The following is a 17736-nucleotide window of genomic DNA, read 5'->3' as shown; positions in this document are numbered from 1 at the left end:
ATGACACTCTGCTAAAAAAATTTAAATAATATTTAAATAATAAAAAAAAGGAATAGTTTCTAACTATTCCTTTTTTAATCACTCAAGCTTAAACCTCATCAAACAAGACGGTTTCAGATCGTACTTATTTTACTAATGCCACAAAGCTTTCATCACTATATCCAGTAGCATCCGTCATGTCATTTTCATTAAATGTCATAACGGTAGTCGTTACATTTTCATCTACATGTTGATGAGCAGTTTTTTGATGTTGAGTCGCAAGTAAATACTGTTGTTGAGCAGATGTCATATTGGCTTGTAAAGTTTCTTTACGACCTGCAATATCGGGGTGGCTCAATAAAAAATCAGAACGTTTTGACGTTTCGATATTACGCTTTTTCATACGTGCTTCTGTTTTATCCCAAAAGCTAATCGTTGCTTGAGGTTTATAACCTGCACGTGCCATCAAATCTAGACCGATTAAATTGGCTTCAGTTTCCATAATACGACTTGTCGGTACGCTAGATGCAAGTTGTCCACCATATTTACGATCAGGTAACTGATAGGTTTTAGTTGCAACAACCAAACGATCCAAAATTGAGTATCGTGAAACAGATACTTATTTATGTTCAAAATCCACACCAGTATTAAAAATTATTCAGCTTTGACAAAGATTAAAACTCAATCAACATTAAGATTTACATAACCAAAAAACAAAGGATATTAAATCAAGGTACAAAAAATAAGAAACGCACTTACTAGTTAACATTAATATTTTATAATACCAAACCAACATTATTTAAATTCTAAATGATTATTTTAAATAGGACTGGTTAATCCGACCGTACAATATTATAGAAAGTATCTCATATAAAATTAATAAAAAAAATCACATATAAAATCAATAAACATGACCAAATTAAATCAATCAAATAATATTTAAATTAAACTAATTTATTATTAAGTCTAATATATCAATGCTTAAATTTTTATGACGCTTATCACGTTCCTAGTCACTTATTTTTTAAATTATTTGTTTTCAACACCCTAAAAATTCAGTTCACGTGAAAACGATTGTTTTAAATTTTAAGTATAATTATGATCTATCCACTCACCCACAATTTTAAGAACAGCTTATGAAAACAATTCTGATTACAGGTGCAAATACAGGCATTGGACTCGCAACAGCCGAGACTTTTGTAAAAGATGGGCATCACGTTATCTTGGCTTGTCGAAATCTAGACAAAGCGAGTCAAGCAAAAAAACAATTGGATGCAATTGGTACGGGAAAAGTTGACACTGTTACACTCGACTTAAATGACTTAGCTCAAATTGCACAAACAGCAGATACATTAATCAGTCAATTCGAAAAAATTGATGTCCTTGTCAACAATGCAGGTATGATGACCCCACAGCTTGAAAGCACAGCAGATGGTTTTGAAAAACAGATTGGTGTGAACTATATCGGTCCCTTTCTATTAACCATGAAGCTTCTGCCTTTAATTAAAAAAGCAGAACAAGGGCGAATTATTCATCTTGCGTCTATGATGCATTTACTTGGGCAGATTGATGTCGATCATTTCAAGGCTGATCAGGTCAAAAAATACAATGGCGTACGAAGCTATGCCAATAGTAAACTTGCCAACTTACTATTTAGCAATACCCTCGCACAACAATTACAAGGTAGTTCAGTGACCAGCAATGCACTACACCCAGGCGGTGTGGATTCAGAAATTTATCGAGAATTACCAAAATACCAATACAATGCTTTGAAATTATTTTTAATTCCGACATCGAAACCTGCCGAGCTGATTAAAAAAATGGCATTTTCTACAGAATGGTCTCAGCGCAATGGCGATTATGCAAGTCTACAAACACCTGCTTTGAAATCTCGTAAAGCCAAAGATCGTGAACTTGGTCAATACCTATTTGATCAAACACTACAATTGGTGCATCAATATTTATAAAAAGCACTCTAAAACATTAAAAGCCTGCATTTACTCTTCGATGCAGGCTTTTTTTATTTATGATCTATCAACAATCGATATCGAATAAATGCTATCACTCCAGAAAATAGTCCTTGAACTTTATAATAATCAGGTTAAAGTCAAAGAGATAGATTACAAAGACAGCATCTCTCTCACACGATAAGCTGTTATAAGCGCATGGATGCCTTATTCTCAAATGAATCATCCACACAACCATTGTAATAATGATGAGTATAAAAGATGCACAACAAAACCTATCAAAGCGATATTCTTGGCGCAGGCTATGAGCAACTTACCCTACATTACCCTGACGATTTTGAAGGTAAAGTTGTTGCAACCTTAGTCCGTAAAAAAGCAGAAAAAAGTACGCAGAAAGCTGTACTTTATATTCATGGTTTTCTCGATTATTTTTTTCAAACCGAAATGGCTGAAAAATTCAATCAACAGGGTTACGACTTTTACGCACTCGATTTACGTAAATATGGACGCTCACACTTACCTCATCAAAAATTTTATAATCTTCGCAATATTCAAGAATATTATGCCGAAATGACCGAGGCATTAGAGATTATTGGTAATGAAGGTCACGATCATGTCTTACTTGCAGGACATTCTACAGGTGGCTTAACCTCAACACTTTATGTAGCACATCATCCAAATCATCCTTTAATTAAAGCTTTATGGTGTAACAGCCCTTTTTATGACTTCAATATGCCATTATGGAAGAAAAAATTGGCATTACCTCGTTTAAGTGCTTTAGGTAAAAGATTTCCAAACTTACGCTTTCCTAGTGAACTCAGTAAATATTATGGCATCAGCATACATAAAGATTTCGAAGGTGAATGGGATTTCAATTTAGAATGGAAAAAGCCCAACTATCCATTGGTCTATATCAGTTTTGTACATGCCATTTTTGAAGCGCAAAAAGAAATTCATCAAGGCGTAAAAGTATCTGTACCAACATTAGTGATGCGCTCACACCAAACCAAGAACCCGAAAAAGTTCAATATTGATGCACAAACTTCAGATGTAATTTTAGACGTCAAAGATATTTTGAAATATGCAAATAAGATACAAGGTCCCGTTACCGTTATTACAATACAAAATGGTTTACATGACTTAGTACTTTCTTCCCCACCTGTACGTGCAGAAGTGTACGAGAAATTATTTCATTGGTTAGAAACCAATACGTGATTTTACTTATACGCTTTTGATGAAATCTACGCATTCTTCTAAATAGTCATTCATGCTCAATCTTAATAAGTACCCTTTTTTCTAAACTGACTTGCACTCAAAGTAGTTTAGAAAAAGTAAGGATGACATCTTAACGCTCATCTTTATATTTTAATAAAAGCTTATGTGCAGGATGTCCGACAGGTGTAAGCTCAATTAAACGCTCAACAGCATCAATCGCTTCCGGCGAATGCGCTAAATGTTTCAGTAAGTGATCAGGCTCACTGGCTTTAAAAATTGCGTCACTGAGTCTAGATTCTAAGCAATCTCGCCAAGCCGTTAAAAATGGGCTTTCTGTTTTCGACAAAAATACGCCCTGACATAACTTCATTGCAGATTCGGTATAGCCTGAATCGAGTGCATTTTCCATTTGTAAAAAGTCTGCTTCTACATGAGCCAATAAGCGATAAGGTCGTGAACCCAATAAGCCACCTAAAATTTCACGCAATTGTGACATTTCAGCTTTGAGTGTCCCCATACTGACTTTACGCTCACCATATAAAGCCTGATGCAAACTTTCTAAATTCATTCCTTGCGGGCAAAGTGCCAAAATGGTCAAAATTTCAATTTGTCGTGGTGTCATAACAATAATTTTGCCATTAAACATCACTTGCGGCACTGAAAAAGCACGTATAAACAATTGTTGTTGCTGATCACCCTGCAATGCCGATTGAATAATCGCAGCACAACGCTCTGCGGCAAGCACACCTAAACTATTGTGATGATCCCACGTGGTGGATAAATCAATCACGCCCAAAACTTGCTTGGAGAATGGGTCGATAATGGGTGCAGCATAACAGACCCAATCATGGATTGAACTCATATAATGTTCATTTGAAAATACACAACTTGATTGTTGCGTTTTTAGCGATAATGCAAGTGCATTAGTTCCCACCAACTCTTCACGCCATTGTCCACCTTCAACAAAATGAACTTTTTCTGCAGCACGACGCATTTGTCCACTCGCTGCTGTCCATACAATCGTACTGCCCACATCACCCACCGCAGCGACCATTGATGATTGCTCTGCAATGTGTTGAAGTTCATCACCACACAATTCAAGTGCTCTTTCCAGTAAGCTTTTCCTGTCTTGTTTCAAATGAATCAGTGGTGCAGCATCACGATCTTTAGGGATCGCTGCTGAATGCGAACGTTGCCAAGAACTGGCAATACTTTGCCCAAGTTGATCGGCATGCTTTAATGATAAACTACTACGTTGACGTAGTAATTCAATCTGATCCCGTTTCTGTAATAACGATTGTTGACTCAACATTTGCTACATTCCTATGTATTCTGCTGATGTTTATCCACCGTCTTTTTTCTTTTTGTCACATGTGGCACTGTTCTATATGGCATGATTCATCGCTTTCAGTTTAACACTAACACATTCTCCTTATACTCAGTCAACAGACCTAAGACCAAAGCGTTAGTATTTGTATCTGCTTCAAATCTATTTGTATATAGTGATTATTTACAGCCTATTCAATATAGAAAAATGCCTATTATATACCTCAATAAAAAAACACTAGCAAAAATTAGAATATAGACCATTTCAGTCTGCTTTTTCAGCCAACCTTTCTCCTACCTTCGGCTTTATATGCTCAATGCACAACGACAATAGTTCACCACTGTGTCGCACCACCAAACAGTTAAAATAAGTAAAGGGAAATTCTTATGCGCTACATCGATCCTAACCAGCCCGAATCAAAAGTTCAGTTTAAAGCTCAATATGAAAACTTTATTGATGGAAAATGGGTTGCACCAATTAAAGGTGAATATTTTGATAATATTTCTCCTGTAGATGGTAAAGCTTTTACGAAAGTTCCACGCTCTTCTGCTGAAGATATTGAACTTGCTCTTGATGCAGCACACAAAGCCAAAGCGGCTTGGGGTAAATCATCTCCAACGACTCGATCAAATATATTGCTTAAAATTGCAGATCGTTTAGAAGCAAATTTAGAGCTTCTTGCCGTTGCTGAAACTTGGGAAAATGGCAAACCTATTCGTGAAACCTTAGCAGCAGATATTCCGCTATGTATTGATCACTTCCGTTATTTTGCTGGCTGTTTACGTGCACAAGAAGGAAGTATTTCTGAAATTGATGAAGATACTATTGCCTATCATTTCCATGAGCCTTTAGGTGTTGTGGGACAAATCATTCCATGGAACTTCCCTATTTTAATGGCGGCATGGAAACTTGCTCCTGCACTTGCTGCAGGTAACTGTATTGTTTTAAAACCTGCTGAACAAACGCCTTCAAGCATTTTAGTCTTAGCTGAACTCATTCAAGATATTTTACCGCCCGGCGTACTCAATATTGTCAATGGCTACGGTGTTGAAGTCGGTCGTCCTCTTGCGACCAATCCACGTATTGCCAAAATTGCATTTACGGGTTCTACCGCTGTTGGTCAAAAGATCATGCAATATGCAACTGAAAACATCATTCCTGTGACACTTGAGTTAGGTGGCAAATCTCCTAATATTTTCTTTGAAGATGTTATGGATCAAGATGATGACTATTTAGATAAAGCCCTTGAAGGTTTTGCTATGTTTGCACTCAATCAAGGTGAAGTCTGCACGTGCCCATCTCGTGCTTTAGTACAAGAAAGTATTGCTGATAAATTCCTTGAAATGGCTGTAGCTCGTGTAAAACGCATCAAGACTGGTCATCCACTAGATACCGATACCATGATTGGTGCTCAAGCTTCATTAGAACAGCAAAATAAAATTTTAGGTTGTATTGCTACAGGTCGTGAAGAAGGTGCTCAAATCTTAACAGGTGGTCATGATCGTCAAGAAGTTGGCAATGGTTTTTATATTGAACCAACCATTTTCCAAGGAAATAACAGCATGAAAATTTTCCAAGAGGAGATTTTCGGCCCTGTATTGGCAGTCACTACATTTAAAGATTATGACGATGCAATCAAAATTGCCAATGACACCATGTATGGCTTAGGTGCAGGTGTATGGTCACGTTCAGCACATACTTCATACCGTGCAGGTCGTGCGATTGAAGCTGGTCGTGTATGGACAAACTGTTATCATATATATCCTGCACATGCAGCATTTGGTGGTTATAAAAAATCAGGAATTGGTCGTGAAAATCACAAAATGATGCTTGATCACTATCAACAAACTAAAAATTTATTGGTCAGCTATTCAACAAAGGCTATGGGCTTCTTCTAATCTAACTTTCCCAAGTGTAAAAAGCCAAAAGCGGACTCCTGTCCGCTTTTGGCTAATCAATAAATGGTGGTTTAAATTGTGTACTCGTTGAATCTGCCAATAAAAAGTCGTAGTTAAATTCAGTATATTTTCAATACTTTTGATATTTAAAATTTGAGTGAAATATAATGAGTATGGTTTTAAAATAGCACGCAATATTCCTTTCTATTGAATCACTCTCATGTCACAAAAAATTAAAATTTACCACAACCCTGCTTGTGAAACCTCTAGAAATACCTTGGCTTTAATTCGTAATACAGGGCAAGAACCTGAAGTCATCGAATACCTTACAGATCCACCAAGCAAGGCTGAATTAATTGATTTAATTGAAAAATCAAATTTATCAGTCAGGGATGCTATACGTAAAAATGTAGAGCCGTATGAAAATTTAAAATTGGGGCAATCCGATTGGAGTGATGATCAGTTAGTAAATTTCATGCTTGAATATCCAATCTTAATTAATCGTCCATTTGTTGTAACCGAACTGGGAGTAAAACTTTGTCGTCCATCGGAAATAGTTTTAGACCTACTTTCTACACTAGGGTTAAAACCTTTTGTAAAAGAAAATGGTGAAGTTATTATTGATGAGAATTTAAAACGAATAAAATAATGGCTTAAAACGAATGAAGTAAGTACTACTGGTAAATAGAATATAGACTCCATGCCAATATTTGTGCAAAGCCAATCACGATCCTGATCTTATAATTCATAGCCACTGACGGTAAACATCTATTTTCATAGGGAACCAATATATACATCTGCTCACAGATATAAGTTTTAAATTAAAGAAACCATGATAGTACGCTGAACCCTATCATGGTTTTATATAAGATATTGATGCTTAAGGGTAAACCTCAAGCATTTCGCATAAGACGTATTATGTTAATTTTAGAAAAGTTAATTATTTTTCAATGTTTCAAAAACATTATATGCTGCTTTAATACGATCTACATTTGGTATCTTTTTATTCATTAACATAACCAATCCAAAGCCTTCTTCTGGAATAAATAAAACATACGCACCAAAGCCATTAGTAGATCCTGTTTTATGAAAAACTTTAGATTTTGGTTGCGATAACACTTTTACAACAGGATTTGAGCCCATTAAGATTTGTTTGGAATTACTAGCCTGCAGAATTTCGGAAGTAGTAGGATAAGAAAACATTTCCCATCCTAGTGCTTGTGTCATTCCGCTATCAGCAACTTTAAAATATCCTTTATGTGTATCTAGTATAGATTTTTTCATAGCAGGACTATTTTTATCTATATTAAGATTTGAATTTACAAACTTAAGCATATCTGGCAGTGTTGATTTAACGCCATATGCCTCGTCCGACAATGGGCCAGGATTAACTCGAACTGGCTTATTATTTTCATCATAGCCCAAAGCATAGTTCGTTTTTTGCGCTTCTGGAACATTAACGTATGTATGTTTCAAATTAAGTTGAGGAAAAATAATTTCCTCTAATAATGAAGAGAAAGGTACATCCATCGATTTTGCAGTTAAGTACCCAAATAGACCTATACTTGGGTTTGAGTATTCACGATAAGTGCCAGGAGGATTCTTAACTTTCCATTTTTTGAAATACTCTAATATTTGCTTATCAGTTTTGATATTATCGGGAAATTGTAATGGTAAATTACCACTTGTAAAGGTTAATAATTCTAATAAATTCACCTTATTAATTTCTGAATTTTTTAGAGCAGGTACGTATTTACCAGGCTGGTCATCGAACGATATTTTACCTTGGTTCTTAGCATATGTACCTGAAATAGCTGTAAAAGTCTTGCTTAAAGAACCTAACTCAAAAATTGTCTGACTATTTACGCTTTCATTTGTATCTTTAGATCGGACACCATAATATTTTTCATAATTTTTACCATTATAAATTACACCTACAGCCATACCAGCTACACCGTACTCATCCATAAGTGGCTTAAATGATTGGGTAACAATTTTTTCAATTTTCTCCTCATTTTGACTGACGTCACTTGCATATAAATTCATACCAAAACCCATAACCATGGTAATGAAGCTTACTTGAAAAAAATATTTTTGATTAAAAACCATTAAGTTAAATTTCTTAAAAAAGGATGGTAAATATAATCTCATATCCTAAATATGATATATGTATGAATTTTTTAAATAACTTCATTGTATAAAAACCATATAATCCAACAGCCATCTACATAATAATCGTTAACTTGTTTATAATCATGATTTAATGTCACATTAAAGCTATATGATGCATCTTTTAAAAAAAGTTTTCTTAATTGTTAGTACTCTACCTGTCGTAAGTTATGCAGCGATCACTAAGTGTACTACTGCTGATCAAAATCCATTTAATGCTCAACTAATCTCATGGGATGATCAAAAGAATAAAGCTGAAGTAATTACAGGTTTTGGTGAAAAATTTGAGGGTCCTGTTCTCAATTCAAGAAAATATGGAAATGCCCAAAAAGTAAATATTTATATAAAATATAAAAAACAATATCTTAACTCTGATGCTGTTGAATATACTATTTTTCCAATATCAGATACAGAATTAGGGGTGAGTAGTGTTCAATATATATTTAAAAAAAGGAAGCAACTCTTAGAAGCAGTGAATGAGAACCACGTTTTAAAATGTAAAGTTGAGAATTGATATTATTTAAGGGCTTTATTACAATACTCACGGCAATACTCCCTCAAATTGACTAAATTTAAAAGTAGTAAATTCAAGCGCCTATTTTACATAATGGCGGTTATGCGAAAAAGCCCTCTAGAGGGCTTTCTCAAATAGCTTTCGCTCTACAACACGACGATTCACAAGCTCCTGCATCACCCTATCATCGTTCCACAGCAAACTGAGGCGTATTCAAAGTGGCTTGATAAGCTGACATGCATTACAAAGGAACCATGATGGTTCATTGAACCTCATCATGGTTTTATATACGTTATTTATAAATAACATTTTAAGTATTATGTATACGTTGTATTATATTAATTTTAGAATTTCTAATAAAAATGAAATAAAACTCTAAAAATTTACCAAATGAAAATTCCCTATAATCTCAACACACATTAGTTCCGATAATGTCAGGAGTTTTAATCATTGGGGATTTCTATTTTTCATAAAAGTCTATCTTTATTTTAACTTTGCCCGTGACGTTTTAGACTACCCATCAACTTTTCCCATATTTGCAAAGCGACTTTCTGATCGGTTGATGATGTACCCACATAATATTTCATCTCAAACACTATACTTTAGTTATCTAAATTCTCTTTAATACCATCCCATTCACACTAAACATAGCTAGATTCGTTTGCAGGGTCAGAACTCGAGACATAGTAACAACGTTCTCTCCTTTAATTCCCGAACAGTGCATAAGCCACTCTCGAGCGAACGAGCCTTGCCACCACTATGGTTTTTCAATATTTTTAATCAGATATTTAAGGGTATATTTAATCCCATCATATTTGTCATTCGATACAGAATCGACTTTAAGATGAACATCCATTTTGGATTGTTTGGATTGTTTGGATTGTTTGGATTGTTTGGATTGTTTGGATTGTTTGGATTGTTTGGATTGTTTGGATTGTTTGGATTGTTTGGATTGTTTGGATTGTAAACGATATTCAATGGTTGGGTGAGTAGTAGGAATATTCATCACGGGTCTTAAATCAGCTTCACTAAATGTAAATTTACGAGATATAATGTCAGTACTATTAATGGATGGAACAGTCCCTACAGTGGGTGGAACAGGGATACAGTGCCCTGACTGGATTGATTTGCACTGCAACCTATAATGTCACAACACCCATTAAAGTTATTAGAAGTAATATAGATTTCATGATTTATTCTTCCTTGTTTAATTGTATATTTATTATAGGTATTTATATTTATTTTTGAAGATAATTCAGATAACCATATATTATAAGTAATTACTTAAATATCAATAGTGCTATGCTAACTAATAATAACTCGTATTATATTAAAAAAGGAAAAGCTAAACACCTAAGAGGAGAGCGTATTTTATGTGCAGTAATTTATTTAGCATAAAAAATACCACCCGAAGGTGGATTTCTGTTTTTAAATAGCTATAGTAAAATACTATTATCTAATATTCTATAACCTCCAAAGCATCAACCCAGTCTGATATCCTGCTCCCAAAGTCCACAATACAATAATATCACCTGATTTTATCAACCCTTTTTTAAGCCTACTTGCATACGCAATGAATAAGCTATTTGCTCCTGTATATCCATATACATCCCCAATATATTCAATTTTTTCCCAAGGAATATTCTTTTTTTCTTGAAGAATATCAATATTCATTTTCGTAAATTGTGAAAGTAAAAAACATGAGATATCTTCTAATTTTAAGTTATTTTTTTCTAACAATTCATCAAGTGCAACTGCTGCAAAATCAACGCTTTCAATACCACTAAATGCAGCCCAATGAATTTTTTCATTTACACTCTCAGAATAAGAAAAACCTTTTGGAGGTAAAACAATTGTATGTGCAAAGCTACTATCTGTCTGGTAAGCACGATCAATCATTCCAGACTCTGAATCATCCCAAACCTTTTCAATTATAATTGCAGCCGCCGCATCTCCAACAATAATTGATGGTATTGGCTCATCTTCACTACCTATCTTACTTAGGTGATCAGCACCTATAACTAAAGCTCGCTTGTACGACTCTTTAGATTTCAACAAAACTGATGCTTGTTCTAATGCTAAAAACATACCTAGACAATTTGCATTTATATCAAAACAAACACATTCTTTTTTTAATTTTAGAGCTGAATGTAGCCACAGTGCATTAGTGGGAGATAGGTATTCTAATGTCGTTGATGCAAAAATAATAATATCAATATCGCCATCAATAATATTATGATTTTCTAATACTTTTTTTGAAGCGTTAATTGCCATAGTTAAAGCATTTTCTTCATTTTCAACAATAACATATCTCTTGTCACGCCCTACTTTTTCCAAGATTCCCTTAACTTTATCATTGCTTTGAAATCGTCTTAGAAAATAGTCATTATCACGAACTGTTTTAGGATGATATATATCAACAGCAGCAATTTTTAAGGCGTCTTTTCTTTGCTCGTTAGTTTTATATGTATTATTCATTATGGATTTTACTACTTCTATAAATAAGTTTAGATTTAAAATAAAAAAGGTAATTTCAATAATTAGTTGAAATTACTTTTATTGCCTTTTTAATGTCTTCTTCGGATGTAGAATAATAGTTGAGATATTGCTTACGCATGTCATAAATACATTTGGTTGAGTCATTTAACAGCCCAATTTTCAGGAATAATTTAACATTTGGTCAAAAATGAAATACGACAAACATATAAAAATGTAGCTTATTTCCTGATAAAACTAAACACATAGAATTTTATAAATTTGTAAGTGTCTTCTAACTGCTACTGAAGCACTTTAATCATCATTTATTCATGTTGTTTGCCTTTACAACCTTCTTAAGTATGTAACAAGTACGTTAAATAAAGCCCCGTCATAAAAAACGTCTAAGTGCCTTTCAATATACAACTCTAACTTTTAGCTTTTTACCTTACAATATTCCCAGCATTGCTTGTAGCATCATGAAACGTCACTGTACTTAAAAACCCAAATCTGTAAACTTAGCTATCTAAGACTACAGACTGTCTACAGTAAACTGGGCTTTTAACATTCTCTGGATCTACTTTGAATTGGAAACCATCCTTCTCAACAATCTGACATTCAGATCATCAACAATACGTCAATCTCAACTTTTAATTAGGGTTTCAAGCTGTAAAGGAGGGTTCCCTAATTTCATATTCAGAATAACTGAAATAGTATGTGACAGAATCTTACGAACAATTCGATGTGTTAAATGCCACAGATCTCTTGCTCTTACTTTTTGAATATTGAAGCGATCGGTCAACTGGCCGATAACAGTTTCAATTTTCCTGCGAGCATTCATCAATATTTTCATTGATACTTTCGGTCTGAGATCAACCATATTTCGTCTATAAGGTGTTTGTAAGTCTAAATACTGACACCTAAAATATTGTTTTAATTCAGGTCTTATATACCCTTTATCCGCTCCCAATAAACCATCAATGTTTTGTGTAATTTCAGGTGCAACATCTCTTTCATCACAATTTGCTAGAGCAAAAGTATAGCCCGTAATCATTCCTGATAAATTAATCACGACATGCCCTCTAAACCCATAATATTTTTCTTGTTTTGCCGCACAATAACTAAAGCCTGCTGATACTTTAAAGTTTCTATGCTTTTTTGCTCTAGCATAGCGACAGACAGGAATAGGAAAACCGTCAATAAAATGAATATTATCAGCACCAAAACGAGCACTTAGTTTTGCTGTAATTTATTGATTAATATTCCATAAATTTGCACAGTGCTTGCAGAAATTAGGGTAAAAACCTAACTGAGGAAACCACTCAATCCAATGATGTTTGAAATACATCCAAATATTTTTATCTGAATCTAGGCTAAGAAACTCCCCCACAATTTGCATGGTGATAATTTCAATATCACTTAAAGCGGGTGGAAAACCTCTAGTTCTTAAGGGTTTTGTGACAATGAGGAGATATATTTCCTCTATGATTAAGTAAATAGAAATGATAAATTCGTGAATGGACATAACTTAGTTTGTTTTCTTGGGCGAAAATTAAATTGGGTTATGTCCTTTATATTTCAATGATTTAAAAAGTTGAGATTCGCGTCAACAATACAAATATATATATACCTATTTATCTATCAGCAGAATATTGCTAACTTTAATTTTTACTTCTTTGTGGGTTTCTTTACGATATTTTTCTACAGCTTCTGAAGCACATTTAATGGATGTCTCTAAAACAATAACCATCAAATTTTCATATTGCTTCCATATTTGAAGATAAGCATTTACTGACATTTGATATAATTTTATACCTGTATAATAGAAACGCCTTTGTGGAGTAAAATTACCTTCGAGATCTGGATTAACTGCAAAATCAATTACCATTCCTGCCACCAATCAGAACAAGTGATAAATAGAGATATACTTAGGCTCACGCCTCTTATCTTGATATGCCTCATTCATCATAATTATAGCCAAATGATTTCGTAAAAATTCATAGTCACTCTTGGCATGTTCACCATAGATAATTAAAGATGTAATCGACTTTGCTAACTGAGCTTCCATGCTTGCAATAGCACCCAAGCGATCTTGATAGTCCAAAGGTTTCTCTCCTGTACCATGTGCCTCATCACTTAATTATGGTGACTTAGCTATGCAACACTACTATGACTTATGAACTGTTTGAGGGAGTAGCATGATGGATATGCTTACATAAAAAGATCGCGACTTACTTCAGGCTATATTTAATGAAATGTAAATTTTAAAAAAACTTTCATACAGCAAAATAAAAAGACGTATAGGTCGTGCTGAGTTTGCAAAATTATTAAATATTGAACTAGAAACCTTGGATGCTAGAATTAGAGATTGTCATTATACAAAACAACATCAGGATGGTAAAAAGAGTTATTGGCTCAATTCTTATGTTCAATCTGTAGTTATAGATATTTAATTTAGCGACAAAACCACCATCTAGGTGGTTTTTTTATGATAAACGCTTTTTTGAGTAACATTATTTTTTCAACTAAATTTAACGAGTAAAAATACAGGTTATTCATCCAAAATATCAACGAACTCAGCAGATAATACTTCAGATAAATCTTGTGGTTTTAACCCAACATCTAAACCCCGTTTCCCTCCACTCACATACATTTTATTTAATGCTTTTGCAGAGGCATCAATCACTGTTGTTAAACGTTTTTTCTGACCAATTGGACTAATTCCACCGACCAAATACCCTGTTAAACGCTCAGCAACTTTTGGATCTGCCATATGCAGTTTTTTACAGCCAAAAGCCCCTGCGACTTTCTTTAAACTCAACTGATGATTCACCGGTAAAATAGCCACAAAATAATTTTTATCGTCCGTGACCATTAAAGTTTTAAAGACTTCTTCAACCTCTAAGCCTAATTTTTCAGCTGCTTCTAAGCCAAAACTCTTTGCATTTACATCATGCTCATATTCATGAATAGAAAAATCAATCTTTTTTGATTTCAATGTTTTGCATGCAGGTGTCATCAATATTACCGCAGTAAAAATAGATGACTATTATAAGTCGCAAAACTCGCTCTGTTAAGCCTAAATTACTTTTTCAAATGATTGTGACTCAAAAACATCTTAACTCAATTTATTTAGTTTTTAATTTTAAATCCATGATTTAAACTACAATTCACTTTACCTACCATGCGATTTTTTGCTTTAATAAGTAAATTTCAAATAATTTTTATATATAAATTTCGGTTCTGATCATGACTAAAAACACGTTAAATCAGCAACAAATTAAAGATTCAGACCTACCACAATCCAACATTGCGAGCCATTCTGTTGCACGTTTTATTGCTTTCTTAACTCGACGTGGTGCACGTTTACTTACAGGTGCTCGCAGTTTATGGGTCGGTTGTGAACCCGAATTAAAACAACGTATTTATTTTGCCAATCACAATAGTCATATCGATTTTATTCTACTTTGGTCATCACTCCCCAAAGATATGCGCAGACGTACACGTCCTGTTGCAGCTTCTGATTATTGGACAAAAGATGGATTCCGTCGATTTTTAATTCAAGATACATTCAATGGAGTTACAATAAAACGTAATCGTGAAAATGATGAAGATCCCTTACAACCCATTAAAGATGTATTAAAACAAGGTTATTCGATTATCTTTTTCCCTGAAGGTACACGAAATTTAGAAGATGATGTCGAACTTCTCCCTTTTAAAAGTGGTTTATACAATTTACATCGTGAGTTCCCTGACATTGATATTATTCCTGTTTGGATTTCAAATTTAAAACGTGTCATGCCTAAAGGTGCACTTGTTCCCCTGCCTTTACTTTCAACCATCATTTTTGGGTCGCCATTAGAACAGCACATGGAAATGGATAAAAAAGATTTTTTAGACTATGCACAACAAGAATTATTAAAATTAAAAGAGGTTGAATATCAATGATCTTAAATAATCTAGATAAAACCTATTTACTATTCGCAATATTTACAACTATTCTTATTTTTGCCTCATCTGTTGGACTTATTCTAAAAAAAAGATCGGGTGAACAACCTTCTGCTGTTATTGAAAACTTAAATGCACGTATTAATGCGTGGTGGGTCATGCTCATCGTCATTGGGTCTGCCATTGCACTCGGCAATACTGCTTTTATTATTCTATTTGGATTCATTTCTCTTTTTGCATTACGTGAATTTATCAGCCTTTTACCGACAAGACGAGGTGATTATTTTCCATTACTCATTGCATTTTACTTCGTAATTCCCTACCAATATTATCTCGTTTATATCGATTGGTATGGGCTGTACTCTATTTTTATTCCATTATACGTCTTTTTACTGATTCCAATTGCAAGCTTAAAACAAGAAGATACTACTCATTTCCTAGAGCGCAGTTCTAAAATTCAATGGGGATTGATGGTGAGTGTTTTTTGCATATCTCACGTTCCTGCACTCATGAATTTAAAATTACCAGGATTTGAAGGCGAAAAAATTTGGCTCGCTATTTGGCTCATTATGGTGGTTCAAGCCTCGGATGTTTTACAGTATGTTTGTGGAAAATTATTTGGAAAACATAAAGTTGCACCTATATTATCACCATCAAAAACACTTGAAGGTCTGATTGGTGGTGTTATTCTTGCAACAGCTTTAGGAGTTTCAATGGCATGGTTAACACCCTTTAGTTATCTACAAGCGACTGTGATTGGTTTTATTGTTTGTATTTTTGGCTTCTTTGGTGGCTTAGTGATGTCAGCCATTAAACGTGACCGTGGTGTAAAAGATTGGGGGCAACTCATTCAAGGACATGGTGGAATGCTTGATCGTATTGATTCTATTTGCTTTTCGGCGCCTATTTTTTTTCATATTTTAAGATATTGGTGGAGCTAAATTTTTCAATACATCATGAATAAACTCACCTTTGGCCCTTTAGTCAGCCATTCAATTTATCCTTTATACAACGGTTAGCAATTTATTTTTGATCAAGTTAAAGCAAAGCTAAGTTTTTGCTTTAACTCACAATAAATTAACAGGATAGATACTTTTATAAAAATAATAAATGCTAGACTCTATTTTGATCTCAACTTTTACATTCAACCTTGTGAAGTGAAAAATAAATTTTTATGAATACCCCGTTTTTATTTAATCATTTTTTCAAAATATCCCTCATCAGTTCAGTCTTATTCATTACTGCATGTTCATCATTAGGTGGTGGCTCTGTACAAAAACGAGCAACTAAATTATCTGCGGGTATTCAACAAGCGTATCGCGTTACTCCAAGTACAGCAGACCGAATCGCTCCCATTATTGTGCAAAATGCAGATCGTTATAATGTCGATCCCTTACTCATTGCAGCAACAATTAGACAAGAATCCTCATATCGTAGCAATGTAACTTCATCAGCAGGTGCAGTAGGACTGACACAAGTTATTCCTCGCTATTGGCAACAATCCTGTCCTGGAAATCTATATGATGAATCCATTAATATTCAATGTGGTACACATATACTAGCCAAATATGAACAATCAGCAGGTAGTTGGAAAAAAGCATTAGCTTACTATAATGTCGGACCGACAAATTATGAAAATAATCGAAAAATGAAACGGCAAGGTAAACGATATGCTAAACAAGTTAAGCAACATGAAAAGATGCTAAAGCGCGCATTATAAATAAATGCAGATTTAAAAGGATCTTTATGTTATGGACTATCAATTCAATCTTCTTATAATTATGAAAAATACCCCCATCTATGCTCTTTGGGTAAGCATTCCATACAAAGATCTTTTCCATTATGTGTTCCACCTTCCCAAATTACACAATTATAATCACAATCTAAATCTATCCATAAATCTTCTTTATTAAACCGAGCAGGATTTTTATCTCTATTAAGCATAAGATTTTTACATTGATTACATTGACCTACTGACATTTTTTGCAAATTGATATATCTCATATCTTGAGAAATATAATTTAATCCATATTTTTCCAATAGAACTTTTAACTCTTCATCTAATTGTTCTAATCTCTCATCAAACTTATTTTCATCTATGTCTTCGGTTGTCGTTTCAAAATAACTATATAAGCGCCTTAGTGCATATTTTTTCATATCAGTATTTGATCTTTATTTTTTCATAAAAATTTTAATTGATAATTGCTTTTTTAACAATACGTAATTTTTCAATCCATATATAAC

18 protein-coding genes and 1 pseudogene are annotated in these 17736 nt (G+C 33.9%); 9 read left to right on the top strand and 10 right to left on the bottom strand.

What is annotated here, in order from left to right:
* Nucleotides 1-124: 124 nt before the first annotated feature.
* A complete protein-coding gene (locus tag FW754_RS09545; protein WP_446324507.1) occupies nucleotides 125-574 on the bottom strand; it encodes a M48 family metalloprotease in 450 nt (149 codons plus the stop codon).
* A gap of 541 nt (nucleotides 575-1115) precedes the next feature.
* Between FW754_RS09545 and FW754_RS09540 the strand changes: the two genes are divergently transcribed.
* Together FW754_RS09540 and FW754_RS09535 are read left to right on the top strand one after the other, a co-directional pair.
* A complete protein-coding gene (locus tag FW754_RS09540; protein ID WP_446324506.1) occupies nucleotides 1116-1946 on the top strand; it encodes an SDR family NAD(P)-dependent oxidoreductase in 831 nt (276 codons plus the stop codon).
* Between the two features lie 261 nt (nucleotides 1947-2207).
* On the top strand, nucleotides 2208-3161 hold the full coding sequence (locus FW754_RS09535; protein ID WP_409510199.1) for an alpha/beta hydrolase: 954 nt from the start codon (nucleotides 2208-2210) through the stop codon (nucleotides 3159-3161).
* A gap of 130 nt (nucleotides 3162-3291) precedes the next feature.
* Here FW754_RS09535 and FW754_RS09530 read toward each other — a convergent pair whose 3' ends face one another.
* The gene (locus tag FW754_RS09530; RefSeq protein ID WP_409510200.1) at nucleotides 3292-4473 is read right to left on the bottom strand and encodes a transcriptional regulator; all 1182 of its coding nucleotides are present in this window, start codon (nucleotides 4471-4473) and stop codon (nucleotides 3292-3294) included.
* A 401-nt stretch (nucleotides 4474-4874) separates the two neighbouring features.
* On the opposite strand from FW754_RS09530, the gene exaC reads away from it, so the two are divergent.
* Both exaC and arsC read left to right on the top strand, forming a co-directional pair.
* Nucleotides 4875-6386, top strand: a complete 1512-nt coding sequence (gene exaC, locus FW754_RS09525; protein ID WP_409510201.1) for an acetaldehyde dehydrogenase ExaC — start codon at nucleotides 4875-4877, stop codon at nucleotides 6384-6386.
* 220 nt (nucleotides 6387-6606) lie between these two features.
* Nucleotides 6607-7035 carry an arsenate reductase (glutaredoxin) gene (gene arsC / locus FW754_RS09520; RefSeq protein WP_446324505.1) on the top strand — a complete coding sequence of 143 codons (429 nt, stop codon included), beginning with the start codon at nucleotides 6607-6609 and terminating at the stop codon, nucleotides 7033-7035.
* A 287-nt stretch (nucleotides 7036-7322) separates the two neighbouring features.
* Here the strand turns inward: arsC and blaMCA are convergent, their stop codons facing one another.
* Nucleotides 7323-8495 carry an MCA family class C beta-lactamase gene (blaMCA, locus tag FW754_RS09515; RefSeq protein ID WP_446324504.1) on the bottom strand — a complete coding sequence of 391 codons (1173 nt, stop codon included), beginning with the start codon at nucleotides 8493-8495 and terminating at the stop codon, nucleotides 7323-7325.
* A 175-nt stretch (nucleotides 8496-8670) separates the two neighbouring features.
* On the opposite strand from blaMCA, the gene FW754_RS09510 reads away from it, so the two are divergent.
* A complete protein-coding gene (locus tag FW754_RS09510; protein ID WP_446324503.1) occupies nucleotides 8671-9069 on the top strand; it encodes a hypothetical protein in 399 nt (132 codons plus the stop codon).
* A gap of 757 nt (nucleotides 9070-9826) precedes the next feature.
* Here FW754_RS09510 and FW754_RS09505 read toward each other — a convergent pair.
* From FW754_RS09505 to FW754_RS09485, 5 genes and pseudogenes are all read right to left on the bottom strand, one after another.
* The gene (locus tag FW754_RS09505) at nucleotides 9827-10207 is read right to left on the bottom strand and encodes a hypothetical protein (RefSeq protein ID WP_446324502.1); all 381 of its coding nucleotides are present in this window, start codon (nucleotides 10205-10207) and stop codon (nucleotides 9827-9829) included.
* 326 nt (nucleotides 10208-10533) lie between these two features.
* The gene (locus FW754_RS09500; protein ID WP_446324501.1) at nucleotides 10534-11547 is read right to left on the bottom strand and encodes a 3-oxoacyl-[acyl-carrier-protein] synthase III C-terminal domain-containing protein; all 1014 of its coding nucleotides are present in this window, start codon (nucleotides 11545-11547) and stop codon (nucleotides 10534-10536) included.
* 640 nt (nucleotides 11548-12187) lie between these two features.
* Nucleotides 12188-13069 (bottom strand): annotated as a pseudogene (locus tag FW754_RS09495) (IS982 family transposase).
* A 105-nt stretch (nucleotides 13070-13174) separates the two neighbouring features.
* Nucleotides 13175-13432, bottom strand: coding sequence for a hypothetical protein (locus FW754_RS09490; protein WP_446324500.1), 258 nt, complete (start codon nucleotides 13430-13432; stop codon nucleotides 13175-13177).
* Between the two features lie 12 nt (nucleotides 13433-13444).
* Nucleotides 13445-13648 (bottom strand): hypothetical protein, encoded by a 204-nt coding sequence (locus FW754_RS09485; protein WP_446324499.1) that lies wholly within the window; start codon nucleotides 13646-13648, stop codon nucleotides 13445-13447.
* Between the two features lie 157 nt (nucleotides 13649-13805).
* Here FW754_RS09485 and FW754_RS09480 point away from each other — a divergent pair, with 157 nt between their 5' ends.
* Nucleotides 13806-13997 (top strand): hypothetical protein, encoded by a 192-nt coding sequence (locus FW754_RS09480; protein WP_446324596.1) that lies wholly within the window; start codon nucleotides 13806-13808, stop codon nucleotides 13995-13997.
* Nucleotides 13998-14095: 98 nt separating this feature from the next.
* Here the strand turns inward: FW754_RS09480 and ybaK are convergent, their stop codons facing one another.
* A complete protein-coding gene (gene ybaK / locus FW754_RS09475) occupies nucleotides 14096-14563 on the bottom strand; it encodes a Cys-tRNA(Pro) deacylase (protein WP_446324498.1) in 468 nt (155 codons plus the stop codon).
* A gap of 230 nt (nucleotides 14564-14793) precedes the next feature.
* Here ybaK and FW754_RS09470 point away from each other — a divergent pair, with 230 nt between their 5' ends.
* The 3 genes from FW754_RS09470 (at nucleotide 14794) to FW754_RS09460 (ending at nucleotide 17212) form a co-directional block, all read left to right on the top strand.
* The gene (locus tag FW754_RS09470; RefSeq protein WP_446324497.1) at nucleotides 14794-15492 is read left to right on the top strand and encodes a lysophospholipid acyltransferase family protein; all 699 of its coding nucleotides are present in this window, start codon (nucleotides 14794-14796) and stop codon (nucleotides 15490-15492) included.
* Nucleotides 15489-16433, top strand: a complete 945-nt coding sequence (locus FW754_RS09465; protein WP_409512955.1) for a phosphatidate cytidylyltransferase — start codon at nucleotides 15489-15491, stop codon at nucleotides 16431-16433. Before FW754_RS09470 ends, FW754_RS09465 begins: the two co-directional genes overlap by 4 nt.
* Nucleotides 16434-16666: 233 nt before the next feature.
* Nucleotides 16667-17212: a lytic transglycosylase domain-containing protein gene (locus FW754_RS09460; protein ID WP_446324496.1), complete on the top strand. Its 546-nt coding sequence runs from the start codon at nucleotides 16667-16669 to the stop codon at nucleotides 17210-17212.
* Nucleotides 17213-17271: 59 nt separating this feature from the next.
* Here FW754_RS09460 and FW754_RS09455 read toward each other — a convergent pair whose 3' ends face one another.
* Complete coding sequence (locus tag FW754_RS09455; RefSeq protein WP_446324495.1) at nucleotides 17272-17649, bottom strand: hypothetical protein; 378 nt, start codon at nucleotides 17647-17649, stop codon at nucleotides 17272-17274.
* Nucleotides 17650-17736: the final 87 nt, after the last annotated feature.

The organism is Acinetobacter sp. 1207_04 (assembly GCF_052850415.1).
Note: the sequence above shows the minus strand (reverse complement) of the source record. Positions and strands in the feature narration are given on the sequence as shown.

Bases quoted from the DNA above. Each gene is read 5' to 3' on its own strand.
- FW754_RS09510 (WP_446324503.1), top strand. From the start codon at position 8,671: ATGCATCTTTTAAAAAAAGTTTTCTTAATTGTTAGTACTCTACCTGTC.
- FW754_RS09465 (WP_409512955.1), top strand. From the start codon at position 15,489: ATGATCTTAAATAATCTAGATAAAACCTATTTACTATTCGCAATATTT.
- FW754_RS09455 (WP_446324495.1), bottom strand. From the start codon at position 17,649: ATGAAAAAATATGCACTAAGGCGCTTATATAGTTATTTTGAAACGACA.
- FW754_RS09490 (WP_446324500.1), bottom strand. From the start codon at position 13,432: ATGGTAATTGATTTTGCAGTTAATCCAGATCTCGAAGGTAATTTTACT.
- FW754_RS09470 (WP_446324497.1), top strand. From the start codon at position 14,794: ATGACTAAAAACACGTTAAATCAGCAACAAATTAAAGATTCAGACCTA.
- blaMCA (WP_446324504.1), bottom strand. From the start codon at position 8,495: ATGGTTTTTAATCAAAAATATTTTTTTCAAGTAAGCTTCATTACCATG.
- exaC (WP_409510201.1), top strand. From the start codon at position 4,875: ATGCGCTACATCGATCCTAACCAGCCCGAATCAAAAGTTCAGTTTAAA.
- arsC (WP_446324505.1), top strand. From the start codon at position 6,607: ATGTCACAAAAAATTAAAATTTACCACAACCCTGCTTGTGAAACCTCT.
- FW754_RS09500 (WP_446324501.1), bottom strand. From the start codon at position 11,547: ATGAATAATACATATAAAACTAACGAGCAAAGAAAAGACGCCTTAAAA.
- FW754_RS09530 (WP_409510200.1), bottom strand. From the start codon at position 4,473: ATGTTGAGTCAACAATCGTTATTACAGAAACGGGATCAGATTGAATTA.
- FW754_RS09460 (WP_446324496.1), top strand. From the start codon at position 16,667: ATGAATACCCCGTTTTTATTTAATCATTTTTTCAAAATATCCCTCATC.
- FW754_RS09540 (WP_446324506.1), top strand. From the start codon at position 1,116: ATGAAAACAATTCTGATTACAGGTGCAAATACAGGCATTGGACTCGCA.
- ybaK (WP_446324498.1), bottom strand. From the start codon at position 14,563: ATGACACCTGCATGCAAAACATTGAAATCAAAAAAGATTGATTTTTCT.
- FW754_RS09535 (WP_409510199.1), top strand. From the start codon at position 2,208: ATGCACAACAAAACCTATCAAAGCGATATTCTTGGCGCAGGCTATGAG.